Origin of the sequence: Cupriavidus lacunae, from assembly GCF_003353055.1 — a bacterium.
Taxonomy (GTDB): Bacteria; Pseudomonadota; Gammaproteobacteria; order Burkholderiales; family Burkholderiaceae; genus Cupriavidus; species Cupriavidus lacunae.
Map to the genome: position 1 here is coordinate 306,010 of NZ_QKWJ01000002.1, position 15,857 is coordinate 321,866.

The window sequence follows — 15,857 nt, forward strand, 5'->3', positions numbered from 1 at the left end:
CAGCGACGGCCACGCCTGTGGTTTGCAAATCAAGTCCGAGATGACACACATGAGACGAGTTGTGCCCTGATCTTTCAGGTATGGTGTAGACTAGATGCATATACATTCATCTGCTGCGTGCTATGAGGTTTCCAGGCGCGCAACCGTCCGGAAGGAGTTAGCCATATGTTTACAGAATGCTACTGCACTCAATTTAGGCGCTCGGCAAATGCACTGACCGGAATCTATGACAATGCGCTGAGACCAATTGGCCTAAAAATTACTCAACTCTCGTTGTTACGGGCCTTGGATCGATTGGATTCGGCCACATACAAGGATATTGCTGCTGAGTTGGCGCTCGATAAGACAACCATCTCGCGAAACATCAAGATACTTATTGATGCGGGATGGGTGACAGTCTCGCAAGATGACGATGCACGATTCAAAGTGGCGAAGCTCAGCCCATCCGGTGCACGCTTGCTGCGCGATGCCGACCCCCATTGGCGTGCTGCCCAAGCGCAGGTTGAAAGAGAGATGAAGAGATTTCTTAAGGGCCCCGCTAAAGCGGCGCTATTGGACGTACTGGAAACACTGCAGCGGGTAGGAGGGGGGCGTCGAGTATAGCTGACCCGGTAGCCACTTCGGTGTCGTCAGTTGCGATTAAGGTCCTGTCCGCAACGTTGTCACGCAAGTGTTTTCTGACGCCTTGGATCGGCCGATCAAGGGTGGTTCTCGGTGAACCCGACTTGGCAGCGTCACGAAAGCCGCAGTCGTTTGCGGCCCGAATGAAGCCGCGCATTGAGGCTAGAAGATCCATGGTGGCTGTTCTTCCCTTGTCTGTACCCTTGCTATTCGGGTGGCTCGACGTTCACCGTTTGACAACTCTCCTGACTGGCAGCAGAAAGCGGGAAGGTCGCGTGTGAGTGACGAATTGGCCCCGAATGTTGGCAAGAGCATTTTGGTCATCAGGGATAACAAGCTCAGGGCTTCTCAATGCTTTCCATAAAGTTACGGGCTTCAGGTGGCAGCGAGGCCATCCACTGCGTTTCCTGTCCCGGTTGGGGAAGGAGTTCGCCGTACTCGATCATTTGACTCGGTGGAAGTTCGGAAAGGTAGCCCCAGACACTAACTTTCGGTACACCTGCGATCTTGCATACACCGGCTACGATGCGTTTTAGTAAATCTGCCTTCTGTTCGGGCGTGCGTCCGGCCCTTACGTGACCGTGCACAAAAACCTGGTCGTGGCGGAGCGGACGGCCACCTACAAAGTGATTTCCAATCGAAATGTCCAGAAAAATGACCTGTGCGAAAAATGAATTCGCGCCAGTAACCTTATTGTGTGAATCGGTAATGGAGGCGGCAATTTCTTGCTTGGTTTTCTGACTAAGCAGATCTGAAGCCGCATGAACAACGTACGTGGGCATGAACTCTCCTAGTTAAATATTCAATTGATAGATCATTCTCATAAGCAACATGCATATGCAACTATATGGTTAATTCTCGCAATGAGTTGTAGGTAAATCGTATGTTCTAGGCGGTGGGTGCGGTCACAGGGGATGCCATTTCAGGTTGAAATTTTTGCAGGGCTTATACCATTCTTGTAGCGCACCTGTCCTTTTGGTCATCGCCATCGGTGGTTCGTTGATACGCAGCTCGGGCGCGTCCAAGAATTGGGGCAAGCGGAGCGTATCAAGACACACGTAACGGGACACGGTCGACCTTGTGAGGGTGGAAGTGGCTAGTATCCGGAACTGCTGCGCACCGCAGTAGCGGTCTCGGCGCCGTCAGAATTCATTGCTTCCATAGATTCGTGCGCGTGCTCCAGAGCAACGGATTCGATAATCGAGATGGCCCTCTTGATATCGGCATCCGAAATATTCAAGTAAGGGATGGCGCGAACGCCATCAGTGCCCGATGGTAAAACGTGCAGGCCTCGGTCATACAGGAGATCAACGAAGTCTGTTGATCGCATGTTTGTCACCCGAAAACGAACGATGTTTGTTTCGACGGTACCTGGATCCAGGTCAATCCCCGGAAGCTGAGCGATCCCCTCCGCGAGCATCTTGGCCCGATGGTGGTCCTCCACCAGGCGTTCCCTGTTGTTACGTAGTGCATACAGTGCCCCTGCCGCAATGATGCCGGCCTGTCGGAAACCTCCCCCGATTTGTTGCTTGAATCGTCGAGCGCGAGCAATGAAACTACGGGGTCCAGCGAGGACTGAGCCGACGGGGGCACCCATTGCTTTTGAAAAGCAGATGCTTACTGTGTCGAAGAGCGAGGCGTACTCGTGCTCGGGGATGCCAGTGGCCACGGAGGCATGCCAGAGTCTGGCCCCATCAAGGTGAAGTGCCAGGTTCATTTCTCGCGCGGTGCTGCAGACTTCTTGTAGGCGCTCCATCGGCCAGACTTTTCCACCACCAATGTTGTGAGTGTTTTCGATGCATAGGAGCTTCGGTGGGGCAGGGATGGTTGCGGGGAAAAAGCGATGGGGGACGCCCATCGCCGCCCTGAGGTCCGCAGGCGTAAACACTCCCCGGACGCCGGGGAGAAGCCTTGGGAGCACGCCCGAATAAGCGGCGGGCGCTCCTCCTTCCAGAATGTACACGTGGGCATTTTGGTCGAAAAACACCGCATCGCCCGGCTCAGTATGGGCGCGAATTGCAACCTGATTGGTCATGGTACCGGTGACCATATACACCGCTTCTTCCTTGCCGAGGAACGCGGCAACCTCATGCTCCAGTTCCTTGACGGTCGGATCGTCGCTGTATACATCATCGCCCACAGGTGCGCCTGCCATCGCCTGTCGCATCGCCTCAGTCGGCTTGCTGCAGGTATCGCTGCGTAGGTCGATCATAATTGTCTCCATGTAACGTTTGGGGGAGCGACCAATTGTGCGTCGGGATCTCCGCAAGGATTTGAAAAAAATTGCTGCTTAAGCCTAGAGTATTCGGCTTGGAGGCACGCCATAGAATCGGCGAAACTCTCTGCTCAGATGGGCCTGATCGCTGTAGCCTACGGTGGCGGCGATGACTCGAAGGGAAAGTCCCTTCAAAAGCAAGTGCCGGGCATGTTCAACCCGGCGCTGGATGAGATAGGCATGTGGTGCCATGCCCGTGAAGTGCCGGAAGGCACGGAGCAGATGGAACGGGCTAAGTCCGGCAACCGCAGCGATCTCCGGTAATGAAGGGTTCTGCGAGAAGTGGGCGTCTATGTATTCGCGCGCGCGCTTCACAGCGCCAGGGAGAATCGCAGTGGGTGCGACTCCGTTGTGATATCTAGCATGCCGATGGGTCAATGCCTTGAGGGCAGCGGTTAGTCGTGCCGATTTTTCGAGGTCGGTAAGATTGCTAGATTCGGATGCCAGATGGGCTTGCTGAAGCTGGGCGAGAAGCCATGGGTCGGACACCACGGATTCGGTGAAATATATCGGAGGCTGCGCATTGGCATCGATCGAGTCAGCAGTCGCCGCATGGAGATCATTGGCGGAGATATAGATCATTCGGTAACGCCAACCTGCCTCCATCCCTGGGGCACCTTCATGCAACTGCCCGGAGTTGATCAGGCAGATGCTTCCCGCCGGCATCAACACTCTGTGACGACGCTCCAAAGTGTAGGCTTGCGCGCCGGCTTCAATGAAGCCAATAGCGTACTCGGCATGTTCATGGGGTGGAAAGCGATGGGTACGGTACTCGGCACGAAGCATCACGGCCCCCCCCAGCGAACGCTCTCTCCATATCTTTGCGTGGTTCACGGTTGGCCTCGCTGTTCCTGGAGCGGGTGATTGCGACTCGCCCCACTGTGCGGGGCGGACATAACATCTTTATATAGTTGTACCTACAAATACTGGCATATGGCGCCATCCAAATCAAGCAATGGGTAGCAACAAGTGGCTGCTGCAAGGGGAGCCTCAGACGCCGGTTCACCGGTATCAGCAATTTTCTTCAACTCGTCCGGTAGTTTGCCCACCAGTATGTGTTTGATCTGCCCGAGGCATGGCACGACGAGTTGTGGCTTGGCGCGGATTCATGAACCATATGCATCAGGAGACAGAGATGGATCACAGAAACCTTCCCTTCTTGGACGCCGGTCAGTATCCCTTCAAGAGTCGGTATGACAATTTCATTGGCGGGCGGTGGGTGCCACCGGTCGGGGGCGAGTACTTTGAGAACTTATCGCCAATCACTGGTAAGCCGTTCTGTGAAGTTGCTCGCTCACGCGAGGCCGACATTGATCTTGCTCTCGATGCCGCGCATGCAGCCAAGGAGAGTTGGGGCAGACTGTCTGCCACGGCGCGGTCCAATCTACTTAACAAGATCGCAGACCGGATCGAGGAAAACCAGAAGCGTCTCGCTATTGCGGAGACCATTGATAACGGTAAGCCGATTCGCGAAACAATGGCTGCAGACTTGCCCTTGGCTATTGACCATTTTCGCTACTTCGCTTCCTGTATTCGTGCACAAGAAGGATCTCTTTCCGAAATCGAAGAGAACACGGTTGCCTACCACTTTCACGAGCCTCTTGGGGTGGTCGGTCAGATCATTCCTTGGAATTTTCCGCTTCTGATGGCGGTGTGGAAGCTGGCCCCAGCGCTCGCCGCAGGGAACTGTGTTGTACTCAAGCCTGCCGAGCAGACGCCTGCGTCGATTATGGTGCTGATTGAGGTCATCCAGGATCTACTGCCGCGGGGCGTCGTCAACGTTGTGAACGGCTTCGGTGTGGAAGCAGGAAAACCGTTGGCATCGAGTCACCGCGTCGCGAAGGTCGCCTTTACCGGTGAAACAACGACCGGAAAGCTTATTATGCAGTATGCAAGCCAGAACATCATTCCGGTGACTCTGGAGCTGGGCGGAAAGAGTCCGAATATTTTCTTCGACGATGTGCTGTCATCTAGTGATTTATTCGTCGAAAAGGCACTCGAAGGTTTCGCCATGTTTGCGCTAAACCAAGGGGAGGTCTGCACGAGCCCGTCACGAGCCCTGATTCATGAAAGCATCTATGATGATTTCATTGAACGAGCAGTGCGACGTGTCGAGCGAATCAAGCAGGGAAATCCTCTTGATTCCACAACGATGATCGGCGCACAAGCCTCGGAGGAGCAGTTGAATAAAATCTTATCGTACTTCAAGATTGGAGAGGAAGAGGGGGCTCGGTGCCTGACGGGAGGAGACAGAGTCATCTTCAGTGGCGATTTAAAGAGTGGCTACTTTGTTAAGCCGACGGTCTTGGAAGGAAGAAATGAAATGCGTGTTTTTCAAGAAGAAATATTCGGACCGGTAGTCTCGGTGACGAAGTTCCGCGATGAGGAGGAAGCAATACACATCGCCAATGACACGGAATATGGTCTTGGGGCCGGTGTGTGGACGAAGGATTCTATGCGCGCATACCGCATGGGACGCGGTATCAAGGCGGGACGGGTCTGGGTGAACTGCTATCACCTGTATCCGGCACACGCGGCATTTGGCGGATACAAACAGTCCGGGATCGGCCGTGAGAATCACAAAATGATGCTGGATCATTACCAGCAGACCAAGAATATCCTTGCAAGCTATGATCCTTCCCCGTTGGGATTCTTCTAACGACTTTGTTCCCTCGGAAGGTGGGAGGCCTTTCTGGGGGAGCTAGACGGAACCTTAACGATGCGCGATTTATAAGCTGGGCTCGCACTCGTTGTGCGAGGGGAGGGTCTATGCAGGGCCTGAGTGTCATCGCAATAGAGAGCGGTTGATGTGGCCGGTGCACTTGTCACGAGCGCCTGCTGATTTTGACTCCCCGGCAATTGACGACTGGCTCGCGCAGGGTTGCTTCGAGGCGGCGCACATTGCGCCAGGTCATCCTGATGGCACGCCGAGATTCCTCGAGGGCGAGTTGCCACACGTGGTCAAAAAGCAAACATACTGATTGAGTCATGCCGTCTAATGTTGTAAGCGTTGCATCATGGCCGGCCGGTATGTTGGTAAGGTGACCGCCGAACGCAGTACGCATGCTCGGCAGGTCGGTCGCTCGAACGACGCCGAATTCCGACGACAAGCCAATGGCAATGTTGAGGAGCGACCCTCTGTGGCATGGGTAGGCCATAAGAGGGTCGCGAAGGAAAACCCGCCGCGAATCACGTCAGATTTGCCCTGTAGGCCGTGGACTTTTGGTGCCTCCAGCCTCAACGACGAATGCCGATCCGCTCTTTCGGAATGCCATCGACTGTCGCTACATCGAATGCTATGAGGGGCTAGGCGTCGCGATTTGACGAAACTCGCTCTATGTTGCCCATCTGGGGCAAAGCCGAGGATGGGCAGGGCTCGGGGGCATGAATACCGTTCTTTTGAGTGGCTAGCCGCCGCCGTCGACCACCGGTTCTGAGCCCTGCACGAAGTTCGAGGCGTCGGTCGCCTCGAATACTACTGTGGCCATAGTTTCGGCTGGGCGCCATGCCGGTGTACTATCCGCAGTCGGGCAATAGCGACTGGCTACTGAGTCTTCATGCCTTCATGCATTGCGGTGTAGCGTGCAGCAGCGCGCGATTGCCGGAAGCCTGGTAGCATCGCAGTTCGAGCCGCATCGTATTGCTGCCATTGCGCCAGATCCGGTAGCGGCGGAATCGTTACCGTTTCTCGCTTGTCGAAACCAACCAGTGCCGCGTCGACCAACTTCTCGACGTCCATCATGCCTTCGATCGTATTCACGTCTCGCCCCGCATGCTGCCAAATTTCGGTGCGGGTCCCGGATGGCAGTACGGCCTGTACGTAGACACCCTTCGGGCCGAGTTCAACGTGCAAGCCTTGGGAGAGGAACAGCACGAACGCCTTCGTGGCGCCGTATACCGTCATGCCGAGTTCAGGTGCCAGGCCGACCACCGATCCGATATTGATAATTGCACCTTGTCCAGTCCGCCCAAAACGTGGTGCAACGGCGCTAGCGAGCCTGGTGAGCGCCGTGACGTTCAGTCCGATCAGCCGAGTCACGTCGTCACTGCTCTGCTCGGAAAACGTGCCGGGTAGAGCGGTGCCCGCATTATTCACTACAATGCCGATGCTTGGGTCATCACGCAGACGGGCCTCGATCCGCTTTACGTCGACGAGGTCATTCAGGTCGGCCTTGAGGATCTCGATCTCCACGCCTGCCTCGGCGCGCAAATGTGCTGCGATTGCCCGCATCCGCTCGGTATCGCGTGCCACCATCACAATCGGGTGACCGCGGCGCGCGAAACGATCTGCATACACGGCGCCTATGCCGGTCGATGCGCCAGTGATCAAAACGGTCGGCTTGGGTTGCATAATGTTGTCTCGTCGATAGGTGGTCGGCCATGTCAGGCCATCAGTGCTGGGCCGTGTCCTGGATCTGCATGACTACCCGCCCATAGGGACGGTCTTCGATCAGGTACCGGACGGCCTCGGGGGCTTCTGTCAGCGGGAAAACCTTGCCGATCCTTGGTTGCAGTGCGCCCTCCTTTAGGTATCCGAGGATCGCCGTGTTGGCGGCCGCAACGGTTTCCGGTGCAAACAGCCTAAAAGTGAAGCCGCGGATCGTCGCGGCCTTCCAAATGATGTCAGTGATGCTGACTTCCGCCTCGCGTCCGCCGGCGTAGCCGACCACGACGACCGTGCCGCCGAAGGCGAGTGAAGCGAGCGCCTGACCTGTGAGCGTTCCGCTCACGCCGTCGACCACAACATCCACGCCTTTCCCTTCTGTGATGCGTAGCACCCCGTCCTTCAGGGTCTCCCTGGACAGGTCGATCACATGCTCATAGCCGTCGGCGCGTGCCTGCTCGGCTTTTTTGGTTGTGCTCGCGGTCGAGATCGTCAGCGAAGCGCCCAACCGTCGCGCGATCTGGACGGTTTCCATGCCGACAGCGCTACCAATTGCGGGCGCCAGCACGGTCTGGCCCGGCTTGAACTTTGCGAACTCCGTCAGAGCCAGGTAGCCGGTCAGGTAGCCAGCGCCCGCGAGAAACGCTGCGGCATGGTTGTCGTCGAGATCCGCCGGTACGCGCGCAAGTCCGGCGGCAGGCGCCGCGACGTACTCGCGCCACGTGCCATCGGCCACTAGGCCCCAGCCGGCCCCCCTGACGAAGACGCGATCCCCGACTTGGAATTCGGCACTCCGCGTTTCAACGACGATTCCTACGCCGGACTGACCACCGATACGCGGAAGATTCTCCGGGGTGGCTAGGTAGATGTGCCCGGCGCGAAACGTATTGTCGAGCGGATTGATTCCGACGGCTCGCATTTTCACGAGCACCTCGCCTTCCTTTGGCTGCGGGCGCTCCACATTGACGACACGGTTTTCTTCATAGCTACCGTAGGCTTGATACTGGATGGCTTTCATAGCACCTCTATCAGTGGTCTGGCAATTGGGTTCGGATCGCGCTGCGTGGTGACATGAGTGGCGCTTCTGGCACTCGTCCACGCGGCCCAGCATGCGCGGGATGCAACCTGTGTGGTTTAATAATGAAACCGTGTCGCTGAAGTATGCGCCGACGTGGTTTAATAACGCAACTACTTTTTGAAAGGCTTTTCAAGATGCGACGAAAAAGCTTCGATCAAGCCGCTTGCCCGGTCGCTCGCAGCCTGGATGCCGTGGGTGACTGGTGGTCTCTATTGATCGTGCGTGACGCCCTGTCGGGGGTCCGGCGATTCGGAGATTTTCAGAAGAATCTCGGACTTGCCAAAAACATCCTGACGCAGCGTCTGCGCCGACTGGTTGAGCTTGGCATCATGGAAACCCAGTCCGCGCAGGCCGGTGGTGCGTACCACGAGTACGCCCTCACGCCGAAAGGGCAGGGCCTGCTCACGGTGATCATAGCTCTGCGCCAGTGGGGTACGGAGTCATGCTTCTCGTCGGGTGAGGCCCGCGAGAGTCTGATCGAGACTAAGACAGGGCTTCCTGTGGCGCGACTGGAAGTCCGCTCCCAGGATGGTCGCATAGTGACCGCCGCCGACTTGCGGCTGACATCCTCGATTGCCGAGGAGGCAGTCAGCAATCCGGGGGATGACTGAAGGTCCCCAGGTCCTGGCTCCGGGATTCGGACGCCGCCCGGGTCGCCGCCTGCACGACAGGGGCGACGACATTGGACAGGGGACAGCAACACCGGCTGTGCCGCGCTCGCTGCTGTTCGGCCTCCCGTTTTGATGCTTCGCAGGCGCTATGAACAAAGTCTCTGCCAATATTAAGAATGGGTGTCCACGCCTTGAGGTGGACACCGTTATCAGGAATGCTCGCAGAGACATCTGTTGTCCAAGAGCCGTGGCGCAACGAAATCAAGATCGGCGCTAGATGCCTTTCTTTACCATCGGGCATTTTGACGCTGACAGCGGCTGAGACGCGTCGCTGCCTGCCACGGTGCGTCGGACACGGTAATAGTCCCAGGGCGCTTTCGATTCCTGGGGCTTCTTCACTTCCATAACATATACGTCATGCACCATTTTGTTGTCGTCGCGAATCTTGCCATTGTTGGCGAACACATCGTTGATGGTGAGTTGCTTCATCTGCTTCAAAACGACATTGGAATCGTCCGACCTTGCGGCAAGAACAGACTTTAGGTAGGTGAGTACCGCAGAATAAGTTGCTGCTTGCACAAAATTTGGCATCCTCTTTTGCTTATCAAAGAACCGGCGGCTCCATGCTCGCGTTCGATCGTTCAAATCCCAATAGAAGTCTTCGACCACCACCATGCCTTGTGTGGCGTCGATCCCCATTGCGTGGACGTCGGTAATCGTCGCGGCGAGACCGGCGAGGCTCTTGGTCCGCGTGACGCCATACTCGTTTGCCGCCTTGACTGCGTTGACCAAGTCCGCTCCGGCATTGGCAATGCCCACTACCTGCGCCTTGGAGGACTGCGCTTGCAGCATGTACGAGGAGAAATCCGGGGCGCTGAGCGGGTGCCTGACCGATCCTGCGACGGTGCCACCATTTGCCATGATTGCCGCCGTGGCATCCTGCTCCAGCGAACGCCCGAGGGCGTAGTCCACGGATAAGAAGAACCAGCTTTTCCGGCGTTGCTCGGTTTGCGCACGGACATGGGCATTGGCGAAGGTGCGCGCATCCCACCCATAGTGAATGGTGTTGGGGTTGCAGTCCTCATCATGCAGCCTGGCGGTCCCGGATCCGGTGACCATCACCATCTTGTTCTTGTTTTGTGCGACTTTCGCCACAGCGAGCGCCACGCCGGAATTGATGACATCGGTAATCATGTCCACGTTCTCGACGTCAAACCACTCCCGCGCGCGGCTTGCGCCAATGTCGGCCTTGTTTTGGTGATTTGCCTGCAGCAGTTCAATCTTAAATGGGGGAGTGTTCTGCTCCCTGAAATCATCGATTGCCATTTGCGCAGCCGTAACTGACCCTTTCCCACCGAGATCCGCAAAGATTCCGGACATATCGGTCAGCACGCCGATCTTGACAGTGTCTTGGGAATAGCTTCCCTTGCCCTGCGCGACGGCGTAGGGCGAAGCCGCTAGTAGCTGCACTACGCACACTGTGGCAACCGCATGGCCCAACCGGATCGATTTCATCTTCATTTCCTGTCTCCTGATCGTCCTGGGTGGCTTGCCCAGCACGAAACCGCGGCAAGTCAAGGGTTTTTGCCTGGACGCGCGCATCTTTTTTGCCTGGACGCGCGCATCTTCTTGTCTGTCGCTCGATCTGTCGCGAGCCTGCAATGCGTGAAGTGCCGGGTTATGTACGAGCGGCTCGTGTGTCCGAAGTCCACCGGGCCGCTCGCGTGACGAGCGCTACGCCGCGCGTGAAAGGTTCAGGCTGCTTTCCCGCAGTTGCCCCGCCCAGTCCGAAAGCTCGGCCATCACTGCTCGCGTCTCTGACAGAAATGGAAAGACAGGGAAGACGTGAACCGAGTCGTCCACGAGCCTGAGCGTGACATCCACGCCCGCGGCCTTCGCACGATCGACGAGCCTGGTTGCGTCGTTGAACAGCACCTCATTCGTTGCTGCGGTGACGAACAAGGGCGGAAGATCATGCAGATCCCCAAAGACGGGGGAGACCAGCGGATCAGTCGGCTCATGACCCTGAAAGTAGGAGGCGGCCAGGTACGACAGCATGTCCTGATTGGCCGCGGGGTCGCTGCCGTGAAACTCGTTCACGCTCTTCGACGAGAGTGTGAGATCAGTGAATGGACAGGCAGCAAACAACCCGGCTGGCCTGGGCAAGCCGGCATGCCGAATTGCAATGGCAAGCGCGACTGCGAGGCCGCCGCCGGAAGATTCACCACTCAGAAGAATATCGGATGCAGGCGTGCCGCTTGCGAGCAGACCGCGATAGGCATTGACCGCATCATCGATTGCCGCCGGGTAGATGTGTTCCGGGGCCAGGCGATAGTCAACCACAACACACTGGCCGTCGACCGCATGCGCCAGCCTGCTTGCATACTCTACCGAGGCCTTGGCCGAACCGATCACATATGCGCCGCCGTGGAAATGCAGCACCGTCGGCCCCGGGCAGTGCCGCTTTGCTTCCACCCGCAGACAAGACACACCGCCAAGCTCGATCGCTTCCACATGGGTACTCGCGGGCGCAGGGAAATTGGTCAGCAGAAAGCGGTCATAGGCTTCCCTGAGGCCGTCGTGGCCGCGCGCCACGTCCTCTGGCGAGAAGGCGCTTCTCCACAAATCGAAGGCCCGCTGGCTTTCCGGACGCTGCATGCGGATTCCTTCCCGGGTTGCCGCCAGGCCGAGCACTTCGCCGCTCGGCTGCTCCGCGGCCTTGATCACGTCATAGTCCCAGCAGAAAGCCCAGGTTCGAACGCCCAGGGGGTCAATGCGCGACATGCCTTTCCATCGTCCATTGCGGGCCTGGATGCGTGCGGGGTCGGATTCATGAACAAGCTTCACCATGCTGCGCGCGGCCGCCTGAACGCGTGTGGTGCGTGGCCGGCGCCGTTCTTCATACTCCAGCAATGCTTCGCGGACCCCCGCATCGCCGTGGCGGGCAAGGCAGCGGGCAAGGACCCAGGCATCTTCGATGGCCTGGCAAGCCCCCTGGGCGAGGTACGGAACCATGGCATGCGCTGAATCGCCCATCAGGGAGATGCGCCCCTCGGTCCAGCGCTCAAGCGGATCGCGGTAATACATGCCAGTGATAAAGGCGCTGTCGATGGACTCGAGCAGGCGCTGGACCTTCGGCTCCGCGCCCTCGAACGAACGGATCAGGTCCTTCACATCGCCGCTATCTCCCCACGCCTCCCGATGCACTTCGTGTGCGGGAACCGAGGCGAGGAAGCTGTACAGCTTGCGGGGCCTGACCCAGTAGGACACGATGCTTCGGCCTGGGCCGACCCAATAGTTGCCACGTTCCTCGTAGGCACCCTGCTCGAGCCGCTCGGCCGGGATCAGGGCACGCCAGCAGAGCAAGTTGGCAAAGCTGGCCTGCGCCTGGCCGAAGAGCTTTTGCCTCACGACGGAATGAATGCCGTCGGCACCGATAATGACGTCGCCCTTGATGACTTCGCCGGATTCCAGCCGCACCCACGCGCCATCCTCATCCTGTCCGAGGTCTGCGCACTTGGCACCGAGCCTGAGTCCATCCGCTGGCAGCTCGCTTGCGAGCAGATCGATCAGATCGGCACGATGAACGTTGTTGAGCGGCGCACCATACTTCTCGGCGGCTTGCTGACCCACTGGCCAGGACACCATCGGCAATCCGGATTCCATGTCCCGGTATTCCCAGGAAACCGGCTTTGACGAAATTGCGGCGAGCCGCTCCTCGAGCCCAAGCTGCCGCAGAACAAATGTGCCGTTCGCTGCAATCTGCACGCCGGCGCCAACCTCCGCCAGCGCTTCTGCCTGCTCAAGCAGGATGAAGTCAATCTTTTGCTGCCTGAGCGAAAGCGCAGCGCAAAGTCCGCCAATTCCACCGCCAACTATGATGACGCGCATCACATGTCTCCTTGTCTTTGGAACCTCGTACGAATCAAGCTGGGAAGATCACGGCCAGCCCTCTACACAAACATAAGTCGATGTGCTTAAATAAGGCTAGCAACTTATCTTTGGGGTGTCAACGTGACGGTCGTTAAGTCATTCGAAGCTCTCTGCCAGCGCAATTACTGTCGGACCGGGGACGGCTCTATTGGGCCGTGCCGTCGGCCCTTCTTTCGCTATTCGATCGGGTCCGCGCGACTTAGTTGGGGTGCAGGCTTGAGTACTTGCCAGGAAATGCTGCATGATGCGCTCACGCTAGACCGCCCGATGCTCGGGTAGGCCAACGCTTTACCCGATACAGATATGAGGCAGATCAATGACAAAGGTTGGGAGATCTGACGGTAACGAAACACGTCAGAAACTGAAGGTAGTAGCACAACGTCTATTCGCACTCCATGGGGTCGATAGCATCTCAGTAAAAGACATCGTCGCAAGCGCCGGACAGCGCAATAACGCGTCGCTGCATTACCACTTTGGATCGAAGGAGGCTCTGATCGGAGAACTACTGCTCGACGGTGCAATAAGAGTCGATGCACGACGCCAGGCAATGCTGGACGAACTGGAGGAAGAGGGCGGTCCGCGTAGTGTCCGAGATGTGTTGGAGGCACTGATCCGGCCGGTCGACCAGCTAACGTACGGTGATGAGCGCGACAACACTTACATTAGGTTTTTGGCAAATCTGCAGGCGGGCCACCGCGATCTGGTGCGGCACTATCTTGGTGACCAATGGAATGTGGGCTATCGCAGATGCCTTGATCATCTACGTCGGTTGCTCCATGAATTTCCCGCGCCATTGCTCGAACAGCGCATGTCGCTGATTGGCATCTACGCGAACGCGATCTTTGCAGCTAAGGAAGCCGCGATGGACGTGACCCAGCCAAACCGCTTTTGGGCACCGAAATATACGATCGAGAACATCATTGATTCGCTACAGGCTGTAGTGGAGTGCACGCCATCAGCGCTCACACTTTCTCTGCTTGATGCTCCCGAATCCAAGGGTGGCGCGCACAAGCGGAAGCAGCCGTCACGGAGTCGCCCCAACTCGTGAGGCCGTCTCGCCGTGACAATTGACGCCATTATCCAGCTCTGAGCCGAGCACAGAGGAGACTCAGCAATGCAGAAGCCAACTCGCCCGCATTCCCAGTTCTTGCCAAAGCGTGCACCCGATCAACTCGTGTTGCCAGAAACCTCGCTCTGGTACAACCTGGAGATCTCTGCCCACCGTTATCCGGACAAGATTGCGATCCGGTACCTCGATGATGCCATCACGTATCGCGAACTGGAGGCTCAAGCCACGTCGCTGGCCGGCTGGCTGCAGCAGACAGCCGGCGTGAAAAAGGGCGACCGCGTGCTGCTATTCATGCAAAACTGCCCACAGTTCGTAATCAGCTACTACGCGATCCTACGCGCGGATGCCGTGGCGGTGCCGATCAATCCGATGAACCGTACCGAGGAGTTCAAGCACTATGTCACCGATGCAGGAGCGCGCGTGGCCATCTGCGCGGACGATTTGGTCACCGGCGTGGCGCAGGCGATGTCGAAACTGGATTCGGCCGACCAGTTGCAGCACCTGCTAGTAATCCGGCATGGCGATGCACTGCAGTTGAGGTTCGAGCTCTCCGAAGATGCACCACCGGCATGGCTGACCACGGCTCATCCGCTGACGGCAGACGTAACCCGATGGAACGTGGCCCTCGGAGCGGAGCTGCAACCAGGCCCTCATACCGCCGGCCCGGAGGATATGGCGGTGATGCCGTACACCTCAGGCACCACTGGTTTTCCTAAGGGCTGCATCCACACGCACCGCTCGGTCATGCACAACGCTGTCGGTGGCGCCATTTGGACGGGTAGTGGTTCGGAATCGGTAGTCCTTTCCGTGCTCCCGTTATTCCATGTCACCGGCATGCAGTACGGCATGAATGGCCCTATATACACTGGCGCCACCGTAGTAATGCTACCGCGCTGGGATCGCGAAGTGGCTGGCCGTCTGATTTCGCGCTATCAGGTATCGCACTGGACCAATATTTCCACAATGGTGATCGACCTCCTGGCGAGCCCCAACTTGACGCACTATGACCTGTCGAGCCTGCGTTATATCGGCGGCGGGGGAGCGGCCATGCCACAAGCGGTGGCTGAGCGCCTGCTTGACCAGTTCGGGCTCAGCTACCTCGAAGGCTATGGCTTGTCCGAGACCATGGCGCCGACGCACTTCAACCCCTTTGACCGACCCAAGCTACAGTGTCTCGGTGTGCCGGTCTTCAACACCGACGCGCGCGTAGTCGATCCGGCCACGCTCAGGGAGCTCCCGCCGAACGAAGTGGGAGAGATCATTGTGTCCGGCCCGCAGGTGTTCAAGGGATACTGGCGCAAGGAAGACGCGACGCGCGAGGCCTTCATCGAGTTCGAAGGTCGGATGTTTTTCCGCACAGGTGACCTGGGTCGCATGGACGACGAAGGCTATTTTTTCATCACGGACCGCCTCAAGCGCATGATTAACGCGTCGGGTTTCAAGGTATGGCCGGCGGAGGTTGAGAATCTGCTCTACAAGCATCCCGACGTGCAGGAGGCATGCATCATCGGCACGCGCGATGCGTACCGTGGCGAGACGGTCAAGGCCCTCGTCGTGCTGCGTGCACATGCCAGAGACAAGACCAGGGCCGAAGATATTATCGACTGGGCCAAGGCGAACATGTCGGCTTACAAGTATCCGCGCGTGGTTGAGTTCGTCGACGCGCTTCCGAAGTCGGGGACCGGAAAGGTACTGTGGCGCCAGTTGCAAGAAGCTGAAAATGTTCGCAATGGCCATGCGTAACCAGCCACGGAACGAGTTACAGAGATACTATGAAGGGCCGCGGAGGCAAGCCCCTGGAGTAAAACGAAGATTCGCAATCTCGTTTCTCCCAAAGGAGCACGCAAATGAACACGCCTGACACAACCCTTCAGGGGCAGAATACG

General features: G+C 57.7%; 12 protein-coding genes. 5 read left to right on the forward strand and 7 right to left on the reverse strand.

Annotated features, from left to right (window positions below; all coding sequences use genetic code 11):
- Positions 1-165: 165 nt before the first annotated feature.
- A complete protein-coding gene (locus DN412_RS03390) occupies positions 166-603 on the forward strand; it encodes a MarR family winged helix-turn-helix transcriptional regulator (protein ID WP_115013217.1) in 438 nt (145 codons plus the stop codon).
- Between the two features lie 356 nt (positions 604-959).
- Here the strand turns inward: DN412_RS03390 and DN412_RS03395 are convergent, their stop codons facing one another.
- The 3 genes from DN412_RS03395 to DN412_RS03405 form a co-directional block, all read right to left on the reverse strand.
- Positions 960-1,403, reverse strand: a complete 444-nt coding sequence (locus DN412_RS03395; protein WP_115013218.1) for a tautomerase family protein — start codon at positions 1,401-1,403, stop codon at positions 960-962.
- Positions 1,404-1,717: 314 nt separating this feature from the next.
- Entirely contained in the window at positions 1,718-2,833 is a 1,116-nt protein-coding gene (locus tag DN412_RS03400) for a threonine aldolase family protein (protein WP_115013219.1), read from the reverse strand.
- Between the two features lie 84 nt (positions 2,834-2,917).
- On the reverse strand, positions 2,918-3,730 hold the full coding sequence (locus tag DN412_RS03405; protein WP_133303022.1) for an AraC family transcriptional regulator: 813 nt from the start codon (positions 3,728-3,730) through the stop codon (positions 2,918-2,920).
- A gap of 301 nt (positions 3,731-4,031) precedes the next feature.
- Between DN412_RS03405 and exaC the strand changes: the two genes are divergently transcribed.
- Complete coding sequence (gene exaC, locus DN412_RS03410) at positions 4,032-5,555, forward strand: acetaldehyde dehydrogenase ExaC (protein WP_115013221.1); 1,524 nt, start codon at positions 4,032-4,034, stop codon at positions 5,553-5,555.
- A gap of 885 nt (positions 5,556-6,440) precedes the next feature.
- Here the strand turns inward: exaC and DN412_RS03415 are convergent.
- Positions 6,441-7,247 carry an SDR family NAD(P)-dependent oxidoreductase gene (locus DN412_RS03415; protein ID WP_115013222.1) on the reverse strand — a complete coding sequence of 269 codons (807 nt, stop codon included), beginning with the start codon at positions 7,245-7,247 and terminating at the stop codon, positions 6,441-6,443.
- A gap of 40 nt (positions 7,248-7,287) precedes the next feature.
- Positions 7,288-8,298 carry a quinone oxidoreductase family protein gene (locus DN412_RS03420; protein ID WP_161563969.1) on the reverse strand — a complete coding sequence of 337 codons (1,011 nt, stop codon included), beginning with the start codon at positions 8,296-8,298 and terminating at the stop codon, positions 7,288-7,290.
- A gap of 194 nt (positions 8,299-8,492) precedes the next feature.
- Between DN412_RS03420 and DN412_RS03425 the strand changes: the two genes are divergently transcribed.
- Entirely contained in the window at positions 8,493-8,969 is a 477-nt protein-coding gene (locus DN412_RS03425) for a winged helix-turn-helix transcriptional regulator (RefSeq protein ID WP_115013224.1), read from the forward strand.
- 273 nt (positions 8,970-9,242) lie between these two features.
- On the opposite strand, the gene DN412_RS03430 is transcribed toward DN412_RS03425, so the two are convergent.
- Complete coding sequence (locus tag DN412_RS03430) at positions 9,243-10,490, reverse strand: ABC transporter substrate-binding protein (protein WP_244222549.1); 1,248 nt, start codon at positions 10,488-10,490, stop codon at positions 9,243-9,245.
- Positions 10,491-10,703: 213 nt separating this feature from the next.
- A complete protein-coding gene (locus DN412_RS03435; RefSeq protein WP_115013225.1) occupies positions 10,704-12,860 on the reverse strand; it encodes an alpha/beta hydrolase fold domain-containing protein in 2,157 nt (718 codons plus the stop codon).
- A gap of 358 nt (positions 12,861-13,218) precedes the next feature.
- On the opposite strand from DN412_RS03435, the gene DN412_RS03440 reads away from it, so the two are divergent.
- Positions 13,219-13,950 (forward strand): TetR/AcrR family transcriptional regulator, encoded by a 732-nt coding sequence (locus tag DN412_RS03440; RefSeq protein ID WP_244222550.1) that lies wholly within the window; start codon positions 13,219-13,221, stop codon positions 13,948-13,950.
- Between the two features lie 66 nt (positions 13,951-14,016).
- Complete coding sequence (locus tag DN412_RS03445; RefSeq protein WP_115013226.1) at positions 14,017-15,714, forward strand: long-chain fatty acid--CoA ligase; 1,698 nt, start codon at positions 14,017-14,019, stop codon at positions 15,712-15,714.
- The last annotated feature ends 143 nt before the right edge of the window (positions 15,715-15,857 follow it).